The 21,118-nt window shown below is 58.4% G+C and carries 15 protein-coding genes and 1 pseudogene; 7 read left to right on the forward strand and 9 right to left on the reverse strand.

Annotated elements, in window-relative coordinates:
- The first annotated feature begins 184 nt into the window (after positions 1–184).
- On the forward strand, positions 185–856 hold the full coding sequence (locus BMX57_RS19805) for a hypothetical protein (protein WP_092371513.1): 672 nt from the start codon (positions 185–187) through the stop codon (positions 854–856).
- A gap of 10 nt (positions 857–866) precedes the next feature.
- On the opposite strand, the gene BMX57_RS19810 is transcribed toward BMX57_RS19805, so the two are convergent.
- The gene (locus BMX57_RS19810; protein WP_177175515.1) at positions 867–1,625 is read right to left on the reverse strand and encodes a bestrophin-like domain; all 759 of its coding nucleotides are present in this window, start codon (positions 1,623–1,625) and stop codon (positions 867–869) included.
- Positions 1,626–2,098: 473 nt separating this feature from the next.
- Positions 2,099–3,094 carry an AraC family transcriptional regulator gene (locus BMX57_RS19815; protein ID WP_092371519.1) on the reverse strand — a complete coding sequence of 332 codons (996 nt, stop codon included), beginning with the start codon at positions 3,092–3,094 and terminating at the stop codon, positions 2,099–2,101.
- A 157-nt stretch (positions 3,095–3,251) separates the two neighbouring features.
- On the opposite strand from BMX57_RS19815, the gene BMX57_RS19820 reads away from it, so the two are divergent.
- From BMX57_RS19820 to BMX57_RS19835, 4 genes are all read left to right on the forward strand, one after another.
- Positions 3,252–5,765 (forward strand): arylsulfatase, encoded by a 2,514-nt coding sequence (locus BMX57_RS19820; RefSeq protein ID WP_092371521.1) that lies wholly within the window; start codon positions 3,252–3,254, stop codon positions 5,763–5,765.
- Between the two features lie 243 nt (positions 5,766–6,008).
- Positions 6,009–7,001, forward strand: a complete 993-nt coding sequence (locus BMX57_RS19825; protein ID WP_092371523.1) for an AraC family transcriptional regulator — start codon at positions 6,009–6,011, stop codon at positions 6,999–7,001.
- A 259-nt stretch (positions 7,002–7,260) separates the two neighbouring features.
- Positions 7,261–8,277: a DUF1214 domain-containing protein gene (locus BMX57_RS19830; protein ID WP_092371526.1), complete on the forward strand. Its 1,017-nt coding sequence runs from the start codon at positions 7,261–7,263 to the stop codon at positions 8,275–8,277.
- Between the two features lie 75 nt (positions 8,278–8,352).
- On the forward strand, positions 8,353–9,783 hold the full coding sequence (locus BMX57_RS19835) for a DUF1254 domain-containing protein (RefSeq protein ID WP_092371529.1): 1,431 nt from the start codon (positions 8,353–8,355) through the stop codon (positions 9,781–9,783).
- A gap of 272 nt (positions 9,784–10,055) precedes the next feature.
- Here BMX57_RS19835 and BMX57_RS19840 read toward each other — a convergent pair whose 3' ends face one another.
- From BMX57_RS19840 to BMX57_RS19850, 3 genes are all read right to left on the reverse strand, one after another.
- Positions 10,056–10,982: a winged helix-turn-helix domain-containing protein gene (locus BMX57_RS19840; protein WP_177175516.1), complete on the reverse strand. Its 927-nt coding sequence runs from the start codon at positions 10,980–10,982 to the stop codon at positions 10,056–10,058.
- A 324-nt stretch (positions 10,983–11,306) separates the two neighbouring features.
- Complete coding sequence (locus tag BMX57_RS19845) at positions 11,307–13,979, reverse strand: UvrD-helicase domain-containing protein (protein ID WP_092371550.1); 2,673 nt, start codon at positions 13,977–13,979, stop codon at positions 11,307–11,309.
- A 579-nt stretch (positions 13,980–14,558) separates the two neighbouring features.
- Complete coding sequence (locus tag BMX57_RS19850) at positions 14,559–15,251, reverse strand: winged helix-turn-helix transcriptional regulator (protein WP_092371535.1); 693 nt, start codon at positions 15,249–15,251, stop codon at positions 14,559–14,561.
- Between the two features lie 209 nt (positions 15,252–15,460).
- On the opposite strand from BMX57_RS19850, the gene BMX57_RS19855 reads away from it, so the two are divergent.
- Together BMX57_RS19855 and BMX57_RS20535 are read left to right on the forward strand one after the other, a co-directional pair.
- The gene (locus BMX57_RS19855; RefSeq protein WP_092371553.1) at positions 15,461–16,831 is read left to right on the forward strand and encodes an FAD-binding oxidoreductase; all 1,371 of its coding nucleotides are present in this window, start codon (positions 15,461–15,463) and stop codon (positions 16,829–16,831) included.
- A gap of 242 nt (positions 16,832–17,073) precedes the next feature.
- A pseudogene (locus BMX57_RS20535) lies at positions 17,074–17,208 on the forward strand (IS256 family transposase); the annotation flags it as partial.
- 192 nt (positions 17,209–17,400) lie between these two features.
- Here BMX57_RS20535 and BMX57_RS19860 read toward each other — a convergent pair.
- From BMX57_RS19860 to BMX57_RS21075, 4 genes are all read right to left on the reverse strand, one after another.
- The gene (locus tag BMX57_RS19860; protein ID WP_092371538.1) at positions 17,401–18,474 is read right to left on the reverse strand and encodes a site-specific integrase; all 1,074 of its coding nucleotides are present in this window, start codon (positions 18,472–18,474) and stop codon (positions 17,401–17,403) included.
- Positions 18,471–20,171, reverse strand: coding sequence for a site-specific integrase (locus BMX57_RS19865; protein ID WP_177175517.1), 1,701 nt, complete (start codon positions 20,169–20,171; stop codon positions 18,471–18,473). The genes BMX57_RS19860 and BMX57_RS19865 overlap by 4 nt, the downstream gene beginning before the upstream one ends.
- Before the next feature lie 166 nt (positions 20,172–20,337).
- Positions 20,338–20,535 carry a helix-turn-helix domain-containing protein gene (locus tag BMX57_RS19870; protein WP_092371544.1) on the reverse strand — a complete coding sequence of 66 codons (198 nt, stop codon included), beginning with the start codon at positions 20,533–20,535 and terminating at the stop codon, positions 20,338–20,340.
- Positions 20,535–20,789 carry a helix-turn-helix transcriptional regulator gene (locus BMX57_RS21075; protein ID WP_092371547.1) on the reverse strand — a complete coding sequence of 85 codons (255 nt, stop codon included), beginning with the start codon at positions 20,787–20,789 and terminating at the stop codon, positions 20,535–20,537. Before BMX57_RS21075 ends, BMX57_RS19870 begins: the two co-directional genes overlap by 1 nt.
- Between the last annotated feature and the right edge of the window lie 329 nt (positions 20,790–21,118).

The raw sequence follows: 21,118 nt of genomic DNA on the forward strand, positions 1-21,118 counted from the left end.
GACGGTCATCCCAGAAGCCGCATCGACGATCTCATGCCCTGGAACTTTGCGGCCGCGTCAAGCCGCGCCGCGTAGGGGATCGCCGAGGCGCTTACATCTGATCAGCGTGCCGTTGCAATAAAATTACAATGATGGATGTGGCCCCAATGGGCAGGGGCAGCAGAGCTATCTCAACATTCAGCCGGTGATCCCGATCTCGATCAGCCCGAACTGGAATCTGATCTCGCGCACTATCATACCGCTGGTCGACCAGGACGGGGTCGTTCCGGAGGCGGGCGGTCAATCCGGAATTGGCAACATCACACAGAGCTTCTTCTTCTCGCCAAAGTCCCCGACCAAGGGCGGCTTGGTCTGGGGGATCGGTCCGGTGATCCAGATCCCTACGGCGAGCGATGACATTGCTCCCGACCAATGGGGCGCCGGCGTAACTGGTGTGGTGCTGAAACAATCCGGCCCCTGGACTGTCGGCGCGCTGGCCAACCATCTCTGGTCGATAAGCGACAATGACCGGTATGGCAAACAGTCGGGCACCTTCCTGCAGCCGTTCCTGTCCTACACGACACCCAAGGCCACCTCGTTCACGATCAACACCGAAAGCACCTATAACTGGGAGACCGAGGACTGGTCAGTACCGATCAACTTCACGGTCGGGCAGGTCGTGAAACTTGGCGATCAGCCGGTACAGCTCAGCCTTGGCGCCCGGTACTGGGCCGAGAGTCCCGAATTCGGCCCCGACGGCTGGGGCGCGCGTTTTCAAGTGACGTGCCTGTTCTCCGAAGTAGCCCACAAACGGTTTCGACGCATTTTTTTAGCGGCCCTGCCCCTTTCAGATTCCCATCCGTCACGCATTTCCTAAATGAATAAATCTACTGACCAATTAGTGAGCTCGCATGGATCAGCACATCCGGCTGGATAGCACCAGGTGCCACGTAGGGATTCACAAGCGCGTAGATCAGGAACAGGGTAATTCCATTGTATGCACCGAACAAGGAAACAAACGCGAGATTGACACCAGAAGGCGCGAAGGCGAAGTAACTGACGGAGATAATGACCAGCCCCGCGATTGCCGCGAACCAGAATGCGATCTGGTTTGAACCGCCAGCAATATTCAGGCGCTTGTTCCGTAGGGTCTCCAACGCCCTTGCCTTGGCCACAAGATTGTCGTGCAGCATTTTTTGGACGGCAGTTTCCGAGTTTAGGTTCAGTGTCTGTTTGTAGATCTTCAACCAAGCAACGCGCCCGGCAGACCCTTCGGCCTTGGCTGAGGCAAAATCCTGCCATTCGTGATTTACGACAGCATCGACATAATCCTTGGTTCCAGAGATAATGCCGTCCGCTCCTTCTCCACCGTGCAACCGGGCATCCGTGACAATCTGTATGACCGTGTCGGCTTCGGATCCGAGATCCTTCTGCAAAACCCGATAGTCCAGCGCCAGTTGCGCAAAGACCAGTCCGAGTATCAACGCATGCAGCGCAGAAACCCGACCGAGTATTGAACCCGACAGTTCCTTGGAAGCAGTTTCAGGCTTCGGCCCAACCAACCAGTGGGACACCCGATAAAACAGCAGGGCTACGACCACCGTGCTCGCGATGATGACGATGGCAGCCAGAAAGGTCTCGTTCATCAGATCCACTCAGTCTTCCGGGAATCGTTTCTGCGAGGATGGACACTAGCATGGTCTCACGGTGTTCACGCAAATTGGGTGTCAGCGCCGTTTGAACAACCCTAGATCATGCCAGACCATTAAGACCCGATCCTCACAAGTGCAGGATAGCTGCCCCCTGTTTGCCGCAACAGCAAAGGTTTGCGCGTCGTGTGGGCATCCCAGCGGGATCTGCGTCACTTAGGGCAGCCGGTATGTGTCGCTCCGACAAATCGAACGCCTGGCCGCTTCAGCGATCGTACCGTTGATTCACAGCGCCGGTGAAGGGAAAAACATCTTGGCCGAAGCCGTATTTCGAAGCGTTTTGCATGAAAGCTCGAATCGCGGGACTGGGTTTCATAGTTTTGCGACTACCCTTCACGGCTTGTCTGCCCTCCTCAATTCGCGACCACTGAAAGGGCTTCAGGTCGCGTGGGTATATCAAGCGGATTGTCCTACGACCGACGCACGCCGCTCGGTGTGTCGGATGTCCACCGACGCATTGCGCGGGACAGGCTCGACTGTGCGCTGAAACCCAGGTCTGCAGAGATTGCGCCAATGGATTCCTCACCCTTCGTCAGTTTTTGCAGTGCCGTGTCGCGCCGCGTTTGATCGATCAAGCTGCTCAACGTCACTCCTTCCGCAGCGAGACGGCGTTGAAGTGTTCGCGGGCTGGTACCCGCAAGTTCCGCGAGTTCTGCGACAGTTGGTGTGCCATCGTGGAGCATCGTGGGCAGGGTCGCTCGAAGCGACGACGTCAGCGTGCCGTCGCCATTGATCGGCGTGTGTTTGCCCGTCTTATTCTTTTGCAACTTCCAGCGCCAGTCATACGGCTTGTCGAGGACGGATGCCGGGATTTCGATCCGCAGCACGCGGTCCCTGGCCGACTTGATCCCGACACCGTGAATTTCCTGGAAATGCGCAAAGCCATGCGCGCGGTGAGGAACCATCGATATGGCAGATAATGGTCGCTCGATCTGCCTATCACCCAACACGATGGAGCGTACCATTGCCAGCACATATTGCTGGCATGTATGCAGGCTCTCGTCGTCCATCGGAGCCATGAACCTGTGATAGATCGTGGCACCGGCTTGATGCGGCTGCATATGGAAGATCTCATGTGACGAGTGAACCGCGTAGGCCTGCGCCATACGCAGCAGCGCCTGGCGTGGCGTTTCCGAGTCCAGTGTGGCGCGACCGAGCAGGCCCAGGCTCGCAACGCTGTGCTCGGATACCGAGAGTGTCCCGACATTTGGCCCATACTCACGGGTCAAGTCCATCAGAATGCGAACCGCGGCGAGCAGCGGGATCGGCCGGGTGGGTTCATCCAGCAGATGCAGAGACAGGCCCGCTTTCAGGATGTAACGGTCGTGGGCGATGCCATTTTTGCCCATCCAGTTCAGAACAGGGCTCAATGCCACGGGCTGAATCAAAGGGATCATGTTTGGCATGAAGATCCGCCCTTTGCGCCGTGGCCGACAACATCGGAGATCAAGTGATCCCTCGCCACCAACTGGTTCATAGAAGCCAATTTGGCGCGCTCGGTCAAATTCTCGTTCGGGAATCGGCTAAGATGATCACGGAACCTTGGTCCATCAGGAGCTAAAAATGCGCCGCCGCCTTCATCCGACACTACTTGGTCTCACTGCTGGGTTTTCCCTCTCCTTATTCGCTGTCGCTACGGCCAGCGCCCAGAACAGCACCGGCGAGCCGGGATCGCCTTCGGCGACGGCCACAATCCCGGGCAATCAGTTGCCACCGCCGACGCCGATCTTTGGCGGACAGATCGAAACCAATGCTGCCGGCTCGAAAACATGGTGGGCGCCGCGTGTTGTCCCGCCCGAAAGCGCTCCCAATGTGCTGTTGATCATGACCGACGATTCCGGCTTCGGAGTGCCGAGCACTTTCGGCGGAGTCGTGCCCTATCCCACGATGGATGCGCTGGCCCAGGACGGCATTGCCTTCACCAATATCCATTCGACGGCGCTGTGCTCGCCGACCCGCGCGGCTTTGATCACCGGGCGAAACCACCACAATGTGGGCTTTGGCGTCATTTCCGAACAGGCGACCGGCTTCCCAGGCTACAACAGCATCATAACAAAGGACAAAGCGACCGTCGGGCGGGTGCTGCGGGACAATGGGTTCAGCACGTCGTGGTTTGGGAAGAACCACAACACGCCGTCCTTCGCCGCAAGCCAATCCGGTCCGTTCGACCAATGGCCGACCGGGCTGGGATTCGAGTATTTTTATGGGTTCGTCGGGGGGGATGCCAACCAGTGGCAGCCCAATCTCTATCGCAACACCACACCGATCTACCCGTTCCGGGACCAACCCGGTTGGAACCTGGTGACCGGTATGGCCGATGACGCGATCGGCTGGATCACGCAGATGAATCAGATCAATCCATCAAAGCCGTTCTTCGTCAAATACGCGCCAGGCGCCACGCACGCCCCGCATCATCCCACGCCGGAGTGGATCGAGAAGATCGAAGCGATGGGTCTCTTCGATGACGGCTGGAACGCCCTGCAGGACCAGATCTTCGCGAACCAGAAGAACCTGGGGTTGTTTCCGGACGACCTTCAGATGAACCCCTGGCCATCCGACACGATCAAGGATTGGCAGCAGTTGAGCGACGATGAAAAGAAGCTTTTTATCCGGCAGGTCGAGGTGTTCGCGGCCTATTCGGCTTACTCGGATCACGAGATAGGACGCATCATACAGGCGTTGAAGGACATCGGCGAATACGACAACACGCTGATCATCTACATCAACGGCGACAACGGAACGAGTGCAGAAGGCGGCTTGCTTGGAACACCGAACGAGGTCGCGTTCTTCAACGGCGTGACGGAAATTCCCGTCGAGAAGCAACTGGAACTCTATGACGAATGGGGAAGCGAGCACACCTATAACCACATGTCTGCCGGCTGGTCCTGGGCGTTCGACACGCCTTTCCCGTGGTTCAAGCAGAATGCCTCGCAGCTGGGCGGGATCAAGCAGAACATGGTTGTGTCATGGCCGAACGGGATCTCTGACAAGGGTACGCGGCGTGACCAGTTTCTGCATGTCATCGATGTGATGCCCACAATCCTGGATGTAGTCGGTGTCGACGCCCCTCAGACCGTCGATGGCATCCCCCAGGCACCGCTGGATGGCGAAAGCTTTGCCTATCTATTCGATGCCGAGAACGCCAAGGCCGATCCGCCGCGGGATACCCAGTATTTCGAGATGATGGGCCAATGGGCGCTCTGGCAGGATGGATGGTTTCTGGCCACCGAGGTCAACCGGGCCCCGTGGGTATCGAACGCTTCGCCAAATCCCGATCCCCTCAACAATCAGGTGTTCGAGCTCTACAATCTGACCACGGACCCGGCGCAAGCCAACAACATCGCAAAGGACCACCCGGACCGGGTGCGGGACATGCGGCAGACCTTCATTCGCGAAGCGGCAAAGTATCAAGTGTTCCCCATGGATGCCTCCTTTACGACGCGTCTCGCGCAACCCCGCCCCAACATCACGGCCGGGCGCAAGGAGTTCGTCTACACCCGGCCAATGACCGGCCTGCCGCAGGGGGACTCGCCGTCAATCCTGAATACCTCGTACACGATCACGGCCGAGATCGAGGTACCCGAAGGCGGCGCCGAGGGCATGATCCTGACCTCCGGCGGCCGCTTCACCGGCTATGGTTTCTACCTGCTCGACAGCAAGCCGGTGTTCTTGTGGAACATGCTCGACCTGAACCGGGTTAAGTGGCAAGGCAGCGAAGCGCTCCCCGCCGGCAAGCACACCATCGAGTTCGACTTCGAATACGAAGGGCTGGGAGGTCAGACGCTGGCTTACAACAGCATGTCGGGACTTGGACAGGCCGGGACGGGCACCCTGAAGGTAAATGGCGAGACGGTGGACAGCAAGAAGCTGGACAAGACCATACCCGTCATTCTGCAATGGGATGAGGCTTTTGACATCGGGTCCGATACGCTGACAGGCGTGAACGACGATGACTACAAGCCTCCGTTTGCCTTGACCGCCAAGCTCGACAAGCTGACGATCGCAGTAGATCCGCCGAAGCTGAGCGATGCGGACCGCAAGCGGCTAGAAGACGCCATGAAACGTGCGAGCGACTAGGATCCGCCCGGGTGGCGCCATTTCTCAGGGCGTCACCCTATGGAAGCCTGCTACCGGGTCTGGTTGGCTGGCTCGTACAAAGCCGATCCATGAACGTCATCCGATTGGGCCTTGGCCCGCAACCAACAAACATATCAAAAAAAAACTTGCAATTCAATGCGATCCAACAGTCTGGAAACCTTGTTTTTTTGCGGCTTATGTTGAAACCTATGTTTCAAGTCGTTCGCCGGTGAACTGCAAACAATGAAAACCCCTTTTGTCCGAGCAGCCCATCTGAAGGTCTACGCTGATGTGCTGCACAAGATGGGTGCACCAGTCAATCGTCATCTGGCAGCCGCTGGCCTTCCGCCGTTTTCGGAAGAGGATCAAGAGCAATATCTTTGCGTCCCGCGCGTTCTTGACTTTGTTTCCAAGGCAAGTCGCGACGCGAGCGTGATCGAACTCGGCTTTCTGGCAGCTCAGAAATCCGACCTTTCGACTTTGAGCCCGGCCTTCCAGCGCGCCCTCCTGGCTGCCCCGAATGGTCTGCAACGGTTGCGACAGGTGTTGCGGTTCGACCGGGTTGAGGATGGCGCGCTCCGCTCCGCTGTCATCCGACGGTCAGGGTTTCTGCGCGTTATCTGCAATCTCGAAGACTTCAGGGGCAGCGATGCGCTTGCCTATTCGGAATGGCTCCAGATTCAGGGAATGGTCTCGATCGTGCGCAGCGTTGCCGGTTCGGGATGGTGCCCGCCCGAGGTGACATTCATCTCGGGCGAGAAATGTTCGCCTCTGGCGCGGGAATCCTTTGGCAACGCCCGCATGCTGTTCGCCCAGCCGAACACCTCGATCCTTGTCCCGCTCGATATTCTGGCGCGACCATGTGCCGACGCCGATTCAGCGACGCAAGATCCCGGTCGTGCAGGGATGCCGGAGAATCTCGTGTCCTTTCTGAAAAAGGCGATCAGACCGCATCTGGCAGGGGCATCGCCTGGGGTCTGCCTTGCGGCCGAATGGTCTGGAATGAGCCGGCGGAGCTTTCAACGCAAGCTTGCGCGCCTCGACCGCAGTTATTCCGAAGTCCTCGCGGAAGTCCGGTACGAGACCGCTGCAGCGCTGCTCAGTAACAGCACGGCGAAAATCATCGAGATCGCTTACGAAACCGGCTATGAAAACCCGGAGCATTTTTCGCGCGCCTTTCGCCGGATGGCCGGTATAAGCCCCCGTGAGTACAGAAAATCTCTATCCCACAGGTGATCGGCACGTTGGCTCGATGCCGTGCGATGGGCGCCAGCCCGCCTATGAACGGTCCGTGCCGAAAATAGGTCAGTGCGAAAGATGCATTTGGCGCGAAATGGTAGGAAATGCCGGCGACGACGGAGCTAAGATCGGGGGGGCAACCAGCCTCTATTACCTGATGCGAGTGATCCGGATTTGCACCGCACACCCGCAAATCTCCCGTTTGGCATTTTCATTGCCGCGACCAGATTGAAGCAAGTGAAGTGAGTACACCCACATGAGATTGTTCAGCTCTGCCACCATCTACGCCTGTGCCATTGCGATTGCCGGGGCTACAGCGCAGGCCGATCCGGTGAAAGTCAACGTGATGAACTACATCACCGCGCAGACCGCCATGCAGTTTGCGACCTACCAGAAACAGGCTGGTGGCGTGAACAAGGTCCTCAACGAACGCGAGCCTGTGCCCGTCGACAATCAGCCCACGATCCGAATGAATCGAGACACGCTCTACAGTTTCATTGTCGTTGATATCAGCGAGGGCGCGACGGTCACGTTACCCGACGCCGGAAAGCGATATCGCTCGATGATGGTCGTGAACGAAGACAATTATATTAACGCCGTCTATCTTGACTCCGGCATTCACGAACTGACGAAAGAGCAATTCGGATCCGATCATGTCTGGATTGGAATCCGTACCTTGGTTGATTCCAACTCGGCGGACGACATCAAGGCGGTTCATGATCTACAGGACGGGATCAAGGTCGAGGCAAAATCGGCCAATCCTTTCCAAGCACAAGACTATGACCAGGCCAGTTACAAGGCCACACTCGACGCCCTGCTTGAACTCGGCAAGGGCGTCCCCGATTCCAAAGGGTGGTTTGGATCAAAGGAAGACACCACTCCGATCGGGCATCTCATTGGAACGGCGGTTGGATTTGGAGGCTTGCCGCAGAAGCATGCGTTCTACCTGAACGTAAATCCGGGGCTGCCGGTCGGCGAATACCAGCTGACCGCGAAAGACGTTCCTGTCCGGGCGTTTTGGTCCGTCAGCCTCTACAACGACAAGGGCTATTTTCAGAAGAACAAGCAGGGCGCCTATAATTTCAACAGCGTGAACGCGACCAAGAACCAGGATGGTTCGATCACGATCCACTTTGGCGGATGCGATGACGGGCGCGTCAACTGTCTGCCGATCATGAAGGGGTGGAACTACGGCGTTCGCCTTTACGAACCGGAGCAGGCAATTCTGGATGGAAGTTTCGTCTTTCCGTCCGTCGAAGCGGTCAAGAAATGAGAGCCGCCGGCGGGATGGATCCGCCTGTTTTTTCTGGTCAAGACGCGGGAATTTTCAAATGACAGGAGTATCCTGATGAAGCTTCGCAAGCACGTTTCGGCATTGGCGATTGGACTTGGCGCGGCAGCAACGGGCCTTCTGCCCGGCCCGGCTGCCGCTCAGCAAGCCGTGACACCGAAGGAAGCCAAGGCCATCGCTGAGGAGGCCGCGATTTACGGACTGCCGATGCTGATGAATTACAGCGTGATGTACCAGTTCGCGATCGATCAGGAGAGCAGCCAGTACAAGGCGCCGTTCAACCAGATCAAGAACGAAGCTCACTTGGCATCGCCGAAAGACACCGCCATCGTGACGCCGAACAGCGACACGATCTATTCCTTCATCTGGATGGACCTGCGTGCCGAGCCGGTGGTTATCTGTGTGCCTGAAATCGAGAAATCCAGGTACTATTCCGTTCAGCTCGTCAACCTCTACACCTACAACTACGGATACATCGGAAGCCGGACAACGGGCAACGGTGCCGGCTGTTATGCGATCGCCGGCCCCCGCTGGAGCGGCGACAAGCCGGCGGGGATCGACAAGGTCATTCACTCCAGCACCGAGTTCGGATTCGCCAACTTTCGCACTCAGGTCTTTGGTCCCTCAGATCTTGCGGCCGCCAAGGGCGTGCAGGCAGGCTACAAGGTTTCGACACTGTCGAAATTCGCGAAGACCGAAGCGCCGGCACCGGCACCGGCAGTGGATTGGATGAAATTCGACAAGGATACTGCGAAAAAGGACCCGCTGAGCTATCTGGCCTTCATCCTGCAATTCGCACCAGCAATCGGCGAAGCTGAAGTGGAAAAACCGCTGCGCGAGCGGTTTGCACGAATAGGGATTGAGCCGGGCAAGCCCTTTCCCTCCGTCGAACTCTCCGACGACGTTAAATCCGCGATCACCGAAGGCTTGGAGGCTGGTGCCAAGAAGGCCGAAGCAAAGAAAGCTGACGTAGGCAAAGTGGTCAACGGCTGGCAAATCTCCCAAGGGCTGTTCGGTAACCGCGCGATGCTGAAGGACGACTACCTGATGCGGGCGGCGGCCGCCCTTGTCGGCCTTTATGGCAACGATTCCGCAGAAGCGTTCTATCCGCTCACCCGGCAGGACGGTAACGGCAAGGATATGGATGGCAGCAGCAGCAACTACACGCTGACCTTTCCGGCAAACGCGTTTCCTCCCGTAAATGCCTTCTGGTCTGTAACGATGTATGACGGGAAGACCCAGCTTCTCGTGGACAATCCCATCGACCGATACCTCATCAATTCCCCTATGCTGCCGGACATGCAGCAGAACGAAGACGGATCGCTTACACTGTACATTCAACGCGAAGAACCGACGGACGCGAAGAAAAAGGCGAACTGGCTTCCGGCACCGGACGGACCGATCTACATGGTCATGCGCTTGTACTGGCCCGCTAAAGCGGCACTGGACGGGGAGTGGCAGCCGCCCGGTATCAAGGCCACGAACTAAAGCGGAGGACGGGCGAAGGAGCAACTTGTTTCTGAAGGGTTGCATCCCCTTGTTTTATGAGTTTCGCGTGCCACAATCAGGAACGAGCTAGAGTGGCAGGCTTGGCGAGCCTGTCGCTGTCACCAACTGGGTCCTTCGACGATCCGATAGGCTGTTCGCGCGAATTCTTCCTTGCCCCGAAAGTAGTCTGACATCGACTATGCGGATTATGGAGGTTTTCGACGCGGGATCGGAACAGACAGGCCAAGTCGTCGGCGCCGTGAACCATCAGGTCAATGACGGGTTTTTCCTGTCCGCTGGCTACCACGTGTTAGATGTCGATTATCAAGACGCGGGCGTGAGGGTCTCTCGGCATATCTTTCAGCCCAATAGGGATGTGCCAAGAACCGTCCAATGTCCTGATCCGCTGCGTCGAAAGTGAATGCCACGAGTTGGCGAGCCATGTCGTCATCTTCAAAGCGCGCCCGGGCAACTGTCGTTCGGTAGGTGTAAAAGAACCATTCGCGTGGAGGATCAACTTCCTGCCAACTGACCTCCACGGTCTTGCCATCGCCACGATTGCCCGTGATCGTTCCGATCGCCTTGATGCTCATCGCACTGACGGCGCGCCCCCGGTTCTCGAATGGCACATCGTGCTTGCGGGTGTAGGTCGCCTTGATGGCGATCCGGTCTCCTTGCTTCATCTGGCGGACATGCTCGGAAAACTTGTCGTCGTAGCCGTTCTGCCAGATGCCCTCTTCGAGAAAACGCGGCGTCTGATCGCCTTCGTCCCACGCAGCCCCGACGAACCAGTAGTTTACTCCGTCCGGAACAATCTCGCCCTCTGGTGCCTGATCTTCGTCCTCGTCAGCTTTGAGTGCCGAATGCTCGCGCCGAAAGATATCCACAGCGAGCTCATCGGTCATTTTCGCCGATCGACCGGCTTCGGTTAAGGCCCACACTCCACGCTTCGGGGAATACAAAAGCCCGGCCTTGACCCGATAGAACCTTGCCCATGCAACGCGGTTGTTGAACTTTGGCTGCCCGTTTTTGTTGGTCTGGCTCAGGAAATCTTGCGGGACGTCATGCCGTTTCGCGATTTCTTCGAAGACTTGCTTGGGTCGAGCCTGTCCCCCAAGATCAAGAACCACCTCCAGCACCGGTGAGAAATAGCTGACAAACTGCGGAACACCTTCAATCTTTTGCTCAAAGAGACTCACATTTGATCCTCTGATCTGGAATGGTTCCCGCATTACAACTGATACCGGTCGCATTCGCAATCTTTGCACCATGTGTAGTGGCGTCGCGAGCGATTGATGAACATGACAAGCCGGTGCCAGGAAGTTCCGCTATGCGACAAGCCACTGCAGCATTTGGTTTCTGTGTGAAACGTCGGCTCAAGACCGAGCGCGCCAGCGCTCCGTGACGCAGGGAGCACGGTGACGTGCCGTATGCCGCGACGACTATGAATTCACGCAACGCGCTGTCCGCGAGCACTCATCCCATTCTGTACAAATAGCTGCTGGGTCGTACCCCAACTCATGTCACGCGCTTTTCTGGAGCTTGGCTTTGCCATCACAGTCTGGATAGCGGACACAGCCAAGAAACGCTCCATAGCGGCCTCGCCTTTCTACGAGCCACCCCCCTTCGCAACTGGGGCAGGCCCGTTGCGTCTCGCCGCAATCACTGCAAACCAGATCCCCACTGGTTTGGGAATGGACTGGAAGGCCGACACCGCAAGCTGGACAAGCCGGCATGCGACTGCCGCAGAGTTTCACATGCTCGCAGCGATACCAGTCGCGACCGTCCTTGCCTGGCATATGCAGCAGGCGCCCACCGCAACTTGGACAGATGTGGGTGTGCTTCTGGGCTTCCGCAGGCACGACCACGCCGAACTCCGGTTCTTTCATCAGCTCTTCGACGAAGACGGAGGGGCGCGCTTCGGATGCAAGGATGGTCACGGTCCACCGCGCCCGGGTCATGGCGACGTACATAACGCGCCGTTCTTCGGCATTCGAGTATGGCTCGGCCTCGGGCGAGACGAGGCTGAGCAGTGGGTCGTCGACGATCATCGACGGGAACCCCATCTTGGCGTTGTCGGCACCGAGTATGATGACGTGATCGGCCTCCAAGCCCTTCGATGCGTGAATGGTTTTGACGGTGATCGTTGCCCCGGGGTTTTGACGCTGTAGCCGACCGACATCCGGCCTCAGGAACCGATATCGACCGAGGATCAGGATGGACGGCTTCCCGTCAGTGGCAGCAAGAGCAGACACGGCTTCGTTCAACGTCTGCTCGCCAGTTTCACGGCGCGTCCAGGCGATCCTGATCGAAGGCTCGTCCGTCTCGCCCGCGGGGATCACCGTCTTGGTGATCTGTGCCGGATTGCGCAGAACGAAACGACAGGCGGCCAGTGCGATCTTGTCGACGGATCGGAAGGTCCGGCCGAGGTCGACGGTGCGATGGACACCAGCGGCTCCTGCATAGGTGCCCCCGAACTCCGCGCCGAAGTTCCGCATGATGTGGATGTCCGACCCGGCAAAGCGGTATATCGACTGCCAGTCATCGCCGACGGCAAACACCTTGGCATCGGAATGCTGGCGCTTGAGGGCCTGGATCAGCTTCGCCCGCCCGGTGGAGATATCCTGGAACTCGTCGACGGGGATATGTCGGAATGGGCTCTGATAGCGCCCGCTTTCGACGAGGGCCGTGGCGCGGTTCACCATGTCCTCGAAGTCGATCCGGTCGCCCAGGCGCGCCTGATACTCCCGGAACACGGCGCCGAAGATCTTCAGGAATGCTTCGGCACGCTTCCCCATCTTCAGCGTTTGCGCCTTGTCGGAGCAGTCCTCGGCCCGGTAGCCGCCGTTCTTGAAGTGACGCAGGAAGGTGCCCATTAGCGAGGTAAAGCTGTCGACCACGCCGACCTCGGCCACACGGTCGTAGATCTGGATGTCTGGGATCGGCCGCAGCGTGACGTGGGGTTTGAGCTTTTCGGCAAGAGCCTCGAGCAGTCGCCCCTCTTCACGCTCCCAGCTGTAGGTTTCGACCAGAATCGTCTCGTGCTCAGCATGGACTTGCCGCTTCCAATCCATGCCCTCAAGGTATTCATCGCGGTCGACATAGGGCGCCGTCGTCAACTCCTCCTTACCATCCCTGCCGCGTTTCTTGCGTACGCCGAAATGCTCGATGTAGACGCCGCTTTCTGTCAGCCGGAAATCTGGCGTGTAGACGCGACGCCCGGTCTTCTGGAGCTTGTGCTCGTAGCTCGGCTCGTATTCGTAGGCGATGCCGTTCCGGAACAGCCAGTTTGCGATCAGCAGCTCTTCGAAGCTGTTCACCGTCTCCCCTTGCAGCGTCCGCAGGTTGCGGCTCTCGATCTGCGCATACCATTCGTGCTTCGTCTTGAAGTCCCACTCTGTCGGGAAGTCGTCGAAGAATCCGGCGAACCATCCGATCACGGTCTGCGCGATGTCACTGGCGGTCGCCACGATGTGCCGAAGGATCTCCTTCATGAGCGATAGGAAGGCCTTGTCGTCCGTCGCGGTCGGCGCCAAGGGGGGCTTCTCCCCTTCCACTTCGCCGATGATCTCGTAGGCCAATGCGTGGAAGGTGCGCGCCGCCACGGGGACCCCGCACCGCGCCTCGATGCGCTCGGACATCTCGGTTGCAGCATCTTTGGCGAAGGCCAGGAGCAGGAGCTCGCTTGGCTTCCGTATCTCCGCCTTCACCAGGTATGCGGCCTTGGCCGTGATAACGCTGGTCTTGCCGGACCCCGCGCCGGCCAGAACCAACGTTGCGTCCTCGTCGACGACCACCGACAGGCGCTGTTCCGGTGTCAGCGGCATGGATTCGACCGTGTCGAAGAAATCTTTCCATCGGACGAGCTGCGCCTCGACGAACTCTGCAATGGACGCATCACGGACGGCATTCGGGTCTGATGCGAACGCCTTGATGGGGGCAATTCGGGACATCACCTTGTTTCCAACCGCTTCAGCATTCAGCTTGGACAGCACGCGGCTGTTCAGGTTAGCAGCATCGCGCACCAATGGTTCTACATGGCATGCTGCTGGGTAGACATCCGGAACCTTGAGCGCATCGAGCGCTTGCAGGAGGCGCTTGACCGCAGCTTCCTCAGCTTCGAGCTCCGCCCGGTTGTAATCCGTCCAGGCGGTCGCAGCCGCATCTGCGAAGGTTCTGGCCGCGGAGGCATCCACCGCTGGCAAGGTCAGATGCCGACCGCCGCCGAGATCGAGTAGTAACGACGACGAGAAAATGCCCTTCTTCACTGAAGGGCGCGTCGCGATGCGTTCGAGCCCTATCCAGGGGGACCCCGCCCCGCGTGCCGCAATACCCTTGTCTTGCAGTGTTAGGCACCTTGGATGTCGGCCGAGAGGGTCAACCAGAAACCCGACGAAGGATTTTGAGGCGAGTTTCATGTGTACCGATTTGCCATTCTTTTCCGAAGTTTAGCAGATATCGGACAGCAAGGAACCTCATCAGGCGTATTTCGGGCGCGATTGGACACTTACTTCGTTCATGTGTTCTCGACAATGCAGTTGAAGCAGGTGAACATTGGGCGGAGACCGGCCATTCTCCGCATCTGTGAGATTTTCAGGGGCTTCATGTGAAAGTTGACGTTCAAAATGCCGCCGGAACGGCCCTCTCCCTGCACCGCCGCAAGGCAGCTTCGAGCCCACAGGAGACCGATGTCGAACCAGGTTAGGATCTACCTTCCGGCAAGACGCCGATCCCAATGAAAGTTGCAAAGAGACCAGCCAGTGGGTTTGCCCACGCTAGGCGACGAGTTTCTTTTGCACCGCGAAAGGACTCAGTCCGAGCCAACTCTGCATGGAATCGGCGATACTGCGAGAGCCGTTGAATTCAAACATTTCCCCTTCTGCAGAGACTTTGGCGACTCCCATCCAGATTGCTGTCATGGTCCGAAGATCAACTGTCACATAGAGATCAACCTCGAACCCGGGGTCCGACCAGCAAAGATCGACGTCGCCGTTGGGCTCCACGACGAGCCACCAATCACGCTTTGACGCCGGTTGGTCGTGGTACACAAACTGAATAACGGTGCGCTTGTTTGGCAGCGGGTCGGGGTTCAGATTTCGACGCATGTCCCACATAAGCAATGATGCGTCGAGGTTTCCGAGGGACAGCGAGGACTCGACCCATTTCTGACCCCACATTCCCATCGCAATCACAACGTCGTGCAGATCCCGCCCGGCTTTCGTCAGACGATACTCAGAAACGCCGCGCTCCGACGGCACGGCCACCTTCTCGACGACACCTGCAGCCTCCAGATCCTTCAACCGCTGCGACAGAAGCGTCGGCGACATCTTCGGCACGCCGCGTCGCAGATCGTTGAACCGAGTCGACCCCGCGATCAACTCGCGCACGAGAACCATCGTCCACCGCGTGCATAGCACTTCGGCGGCCATGGCGAGCGGGCAGAACTGCTTGTATCCGGCTTGTGACATCGTATCCCCCTTTTTTTGTTCCTGTAGCCTAACACAGACGTGCATCTGGCCAAGTCCAGTTTCTGTATCGCCCGATTCAGTTTCGTGACTAGAGACGACCACGGCCCCTCGGCCAGACTTGCCCCATCCAGCGCGGCATCCGTTCTGCACAGGAATCGACCCACCCTTGACCCAACGGTCGGGGACAACTGAAACAAGGGAGACTTATGATGAGCGCCAAGACAGCAAGTGAACTCCGGGACCAGATTCACGGAGACGTCATTTCCCCGGACGACGACGCCTTTGAGGAGGCGCGCAAGGTTCACAACGGCATGATCGACAAACGGCCCGCCGTGATCGTCCGGGCAACGAACGCGGGCGACGTCATGACGACCGTCAACTTCGCGCGCGACAACGGCCACAACCTGTCAGTCCGCGGCGGCGGCCACAGCGGTCCGGGCTTCGGCACCAACGATGGCGGTGTCGTTCTGGATATGTCGCGAATGCGTGGCGTCAGGGTCGATCCCCGCGCGCAGACCGTCCGCGCCGAAGGCGGCGCGACCTGGGGCGACTTCAATACCGCCACCCACGCGTTCGGTCTGGCGACCACCGGGGGTATCATTTCAACCACCGGAATCGCCGGACTCACACTTGGCGGCGGGATCGGATACCTCTCGCGCGGGAGCGGCCTGTCGCTCGACAACCTGATTTCCGCGGACGTCGTGACCGCCGACGGGCAGATGCAGATCGCCAGCGAAGACGAAAACCCCGACCTGTTCTGGGCGATCCGCGGCGGTGGCGGCAACTTTGGCGTCGTGACCTCGTTCGAATACAAACTGCAACCGGTCGAGACGGTCTATTGGGGACCGATGTTCTACGAGATCGAAGACACCGAAACGATCTTCAAATTCTACCGCGAATACATCAAGGACGCCCCCCGCGAAATGGGCGCCTTTCCGGCCTTCCAGATCGCGCCGCCCTTGCCGTTCATCCCCGAAGACCGGCACGGCGACATGTTCTGCGCCATCGTCGCGTGCTGGTCTGGCGACCCCTCCGAAGGTGAAAAGCAGTTCAAGGCCTTCCACGACGTCGCGGAGGTCAAGGCCGAACACGTCGGCCCGGTGCCTTATCCGGCGATCAACGCGGCATTCGACGGGCTGTTTCCGACCGGCATCCGGCAATACTGGAAGGGCAATTTCGTGAAAGACCTGACCGACGAGGCGATAGCAGCCCACGTGCAGCATGGACCGAACGCACCCACGGTCAGCTCGACTATGCACCTCTACCCGATCAATGGTGCCTGCCATGACGTCGACGCCGACGCCACCGCCTTCGGACATCGGGACGCGAACTTCTCGATGGTCGTACTTGCCGCCTCCGACGATCCGGCCCACGATTCCGCCCACACCAAATGGGTGCGCGATTATTCCGACGCTGTCGCGCCGCACTCTGAAACTGGCGGCTACATCAACTTCATGGACGACGACGACATCGGGCGCGTCGCGGACAACTACGGAGGCAACTACGACCGCCTGCTCAAACTCAAGCGCCAGTATGATCCGGACAACTTTTTCCGGCACAATCAGAATATCGCGCCGTAGCCTTTCGTGAACTTTGCTTGGTAGCGAATTGGTTTGCGCTTTAGCACATGGCCGCTTGAGACCGTATCTCGGGCGGCCCAAGGGCATCTTTTCGCCACTCGGTGCTTTAGGCTGGACGAGAAAATTGCGAGTTAAAGTTGGCCAACAGCAACGTCCGTTCCGTCCGCGTTTTTCCAGTTCATGCGCCACGCAGCGAATGGCGCTGTTTCCCGAACCGGTCACTCGTGAACAGCGCGGCGAAGGTGGCCATGGCATTCAAGCTGATGATGTCAGCGCAGGGAAAATGGCGCAAACTCGACGGCCGGAACCGCCTCCCTCAGATCATCGAAGGGGATGAGTTCCGCGACGGTCTTCGTCAACTTCAAACCGCCGCCTGATCACGCGTCACCAACTTCTGCGCATATCTCGCGATGCGAGGTCAGATACTGCAATTGAGCGGTTTCGTCCTCATCCGCGTCCCAGTCAACGCCCTTTGAGATTTCGCCACAGAACGCAGGAATGATTGGTACGCTTACACTCTCGACCGGAACTAACGTTGTCGGCGTCCTTGGAGCACTTGCTGCGCCGTTTCAGCCTGGCGGATCACTGTTCCCGGAATGCTTGAGTGGACCGTCCCTGATTGCGAGCAATGCATCAGCGACCTTTTGGGATGCTCGGATCTGGTCGGCCATGATGTAGTGGGCCTCGGTCGTGTCATTGCGCCGATGCCCCAACAGCGGTCGTGCACGCAGCGCGTCTTCCGGGGATGATTCTGCGAGGAAGGTAGCTGCAATGGTCCGGAATGTGTGCGGATTGACGGCTGTGCCAAAGAGGCGTTCGGACGTGCGCATGACGCGGGCATAGATTGTTGTCTCTGCCATAGGCGCGCGCTTTGCACTGATCCAGAGACGATCAGTGAGCTCCGCGCCAGGAAATGCCGGACGCACATGGCGCATATACGTTTCGACATGGCACTCAAGCGCATCTGGCAACACCAGGTGCAACGGTTGGTGGGTCTTGGTTTCGTGACCGGCGAATCGCAGATGCCATTCGTCACCTTGCTTTTCCAACTGCTCGCCGACGCGGATCATGGCGAGGTTGCGGAGGCGTAACGGGGCGCAGATCAACATTGCGACCAGAAGCGTGTCGCGATACGCAAGTGTCGCACGGGGAGACCGAAAGCCGTTTTCGGTCAGCCGAGCCAATTCTTCGAGGGCTGTTCGGAACATGTCATGGGCAGGCAGACCTTGCGGGCGTCGAATTCGAACAGGCTGCGCCCAGGATTTCAATCGGCAGGTCATGTCCATCAGCCAGCGACAATCGCGGTCCGGCGACATCGCTTTGGTCACAACTTTCAGATCCCGCAGATAGGATGACACCGTAATAGGGGCGACCGCGCGCCCCAGGTCCCGGACATAAGCTCTGACCCGTGACGGTGTCACGCGGTCAGCAGGAGCGACCGCCCAGTCCAGACCGCCTGTTGCCTGCAGCCACCCGAGCCATCCGGCGTAGTGTTTGAGATTGGTTCGGCGCGTGGCTTCCGACCAGCGCGCGCCCGCCCCGCATCCGTCCAGTACATCGCCATTCCGCATCAGCGCCTCCCATTCGGCGCGATCACCTTCCGGCCAATGCTCGAATGGCAGATTGCTCCAGCCGCGGGTCATTGCCTTTTGTCCCCATCGTCACGCAGACCGGTCAACAAGGTGTTGATGCGCCGACTGGCGGCCGGGCCTTCAGTGCCAAGATAGGACTGATAGGTGGTGTTGACCGATTTATGACCAAGCCGTCGACTTACATCCAGTGCCAGTTCAGGTCGGCGTTCCACTACGATCTTGGCGATGATGTGCCGGTAAAGATGCGGCGACAGACGGATGCCGGCATGTCTCCACAGCGGCTTGCTCAGCGCATCCCTCATGGCGCTGTAGGACCGCGCCAGCCCGGTCCCACCAGGAAAGAGATATGGGCTGTCAGCTCCTGGAATAAGCCCGCGATGCTCGGCCAGAAAGAGGCCAAGTAGCTCAATGGTTTCGCAAGGCAGCTCCAACTCCAGCGACGTATGGGTTTTGGCCTCATCCTGCGCGATCCGGACAAACACCCGATGCCCGCTGCGACGGATGTTCTGATCCAACCGCAATTGCCGCAGGTTCTTGACCCTGAGCCCGGTGAAAATCGCAAGCGAGATTGCCAGTGCCCGCTCGACGCCCTTGGCGCGCCGGACTGGGTTTGCAATCTTCAGTGCCCGCCCCAGTTCTTCCCGTGGAAAGCCAAGCAGCCGCACAACAACGGCCTCGTCATCGAACTGCGCCAGCAGCGCGCGATTGCGCTCGCCCATGCTCGGGCCATGCGCTGGTTTCAGTCTTTGGACAATCGCTTGGAAAGGCGCCAGCTCGCTCTCGTCCAGTCCGAGATGCTGTTTTCCCGCCGAGAGCAGTTGCGTTGCCATCTTATGGGCGTATCCATCGGTTTTGACTCTCTCGCCCTTGAGAAAGGGCCGCAGTGCAGCTTTGAAGTTTTCCTCGGTGAAGAACACGTCCAGACCGGTTACGTGCTCCATCGGCACCAGGCCGGAACGGACCAGCGCCGTCGCCAGCCGACGGAAGGTGAAACGATAACCTTGCAGCGTGTCTGGCCGGCACGCACGCACTGGTGCTTTCGGGTCAAGCGGATCAGGATTGCGCATCCGCGTCTCCCAGTTCCCAATGTCCTGCTGGAAGCTCTCAGGAAAAGCCTCGAGTGTCAGCATGTAAGGCGCTGTCTTGAATGGCGACGACAGCCTTGTTTTCGGCCAGCCAGGCACGGACCTGCGGCAGTGGTTCCAGCAGGAGATGGTACGTTTGAGCAGGTTGCGCGGGTCTTTTGAGACCGCTTCGGCCTCAAGCGCCGCAAAGAGTCCGCGCAGAGTCTCAACAGTCACGGCCTCCGGAACGATCCCTTTGACCGAGCAATAGCAGGCCAGTCGGCTGAGACCCCAGCGATACTGCTGGTCATCGGCGATCTGATCCAGCAGAACCTGCCATTCCGGCGCCGGCGCAATCTCGCTTGTGATCCAGGTCCGGGGCTGACCATAGCGCCGCGCAGCCTGTGTCACGCTCGAGCAGATGTTGGCGAAGCGTTTCTCGCCGACGCCAAGGCTCACCGGCCGCAACCCCGAGAAGATGTCCCGCAGGATTGTCGGAGTGGCGATAGCACAGCCTAGATCGATGCCAACGCGCCGTTCCAGAGCGCGAAACGCCGAGCGCGTGTCGCGCAATGCTGAGCCCGTGTACTCTTTCTCAACGCGGGCAAGGACATCAGCCAGGGTGATCCGGGGCGCTTGCGTGAAGACCTCGGCATCGGGGATGAATTTTCGATCATGTTGCATGTCGGGATCCATTCTTGTGGACAGGGGAGACCTCGGGAAGACACGATGGGACAAAACGCCAGATTCGGGAAACCGTACCAGATCTTCCTCCGCTCAAACTGAGGGGGACGGCTTCCCGACGGCGACCAAATCTAAGACACATCAATACATTAGAGGACATGACGGGTCAGCCTTCCCGCCGCAGTCTGATGTAGCGTTCAAGGTCATCGGGGTGCACCCGAACCATGCCGCCATCCCGGATAACAGGCAGATCACCCGACGCAATCCGGCGCTGAACTGTCTTTTCAGAACAGCCAAGCACAGTGCTCACCTGCGCGACTGTGAGAAGGTTTTGAAAAGTAGAATGGGTGGAAGACTTGCCCATTACCGGTCTCCCTGCCTGACATGTAAGAGCGACCCTTCCGGTCCGTAGTCGACAAGACTCTCAATCCAGGCATCAACATCGCTGGCACGGTAACGAACCATCTTGGAGGTGATCTTGACAACCGGAGGACCCTGTCCCTTGCTGGAAGCGACCTCCAGCCAGCGCTTACTGATACCATAGATCGATGCCACTTCACCGCGTGAGAGAAGGCGGTTGGCGCTTTCAACAGTCTCGTTTTCAGGATCACTATGCATTTCACCTGCCCACTCAATTTACGCGATGGTGGCGTTCCATGATGTGGTGAAATGTTGCATTAGTGTGGTCGCCTGTAATGGACCCAAAAATAGGCGATTATATATTTGACAAACCCGCTAGCTGTCTCGATGTTGCTTAAGTCCGTCTTTTGCAAGTTGCTCAACATCGACGTGATAGTCCGCGTCGTCCCATCCCTGATCCTTAGCGAAACGCCTGAATCCAAGACACAAAGATTGGCGATTGTATATTTGACAAACCCAACTGAGATTCCTATTTTGGAGTCAAGAAGTTGAGGATCACGCCATGTCTGTTCTTTCCGCCCCTTACA

This window comes from Cribrihabitans marinus, from assembly GCF_900109035.1.
Classification (GTDB): domain Bacteria; phylum Pseudomonadota; class Alphaproteobacteria; order Rhodobacterales; family Rhodobacteraceae; genus Cribrihabitans; species Cribrihabitans marinus.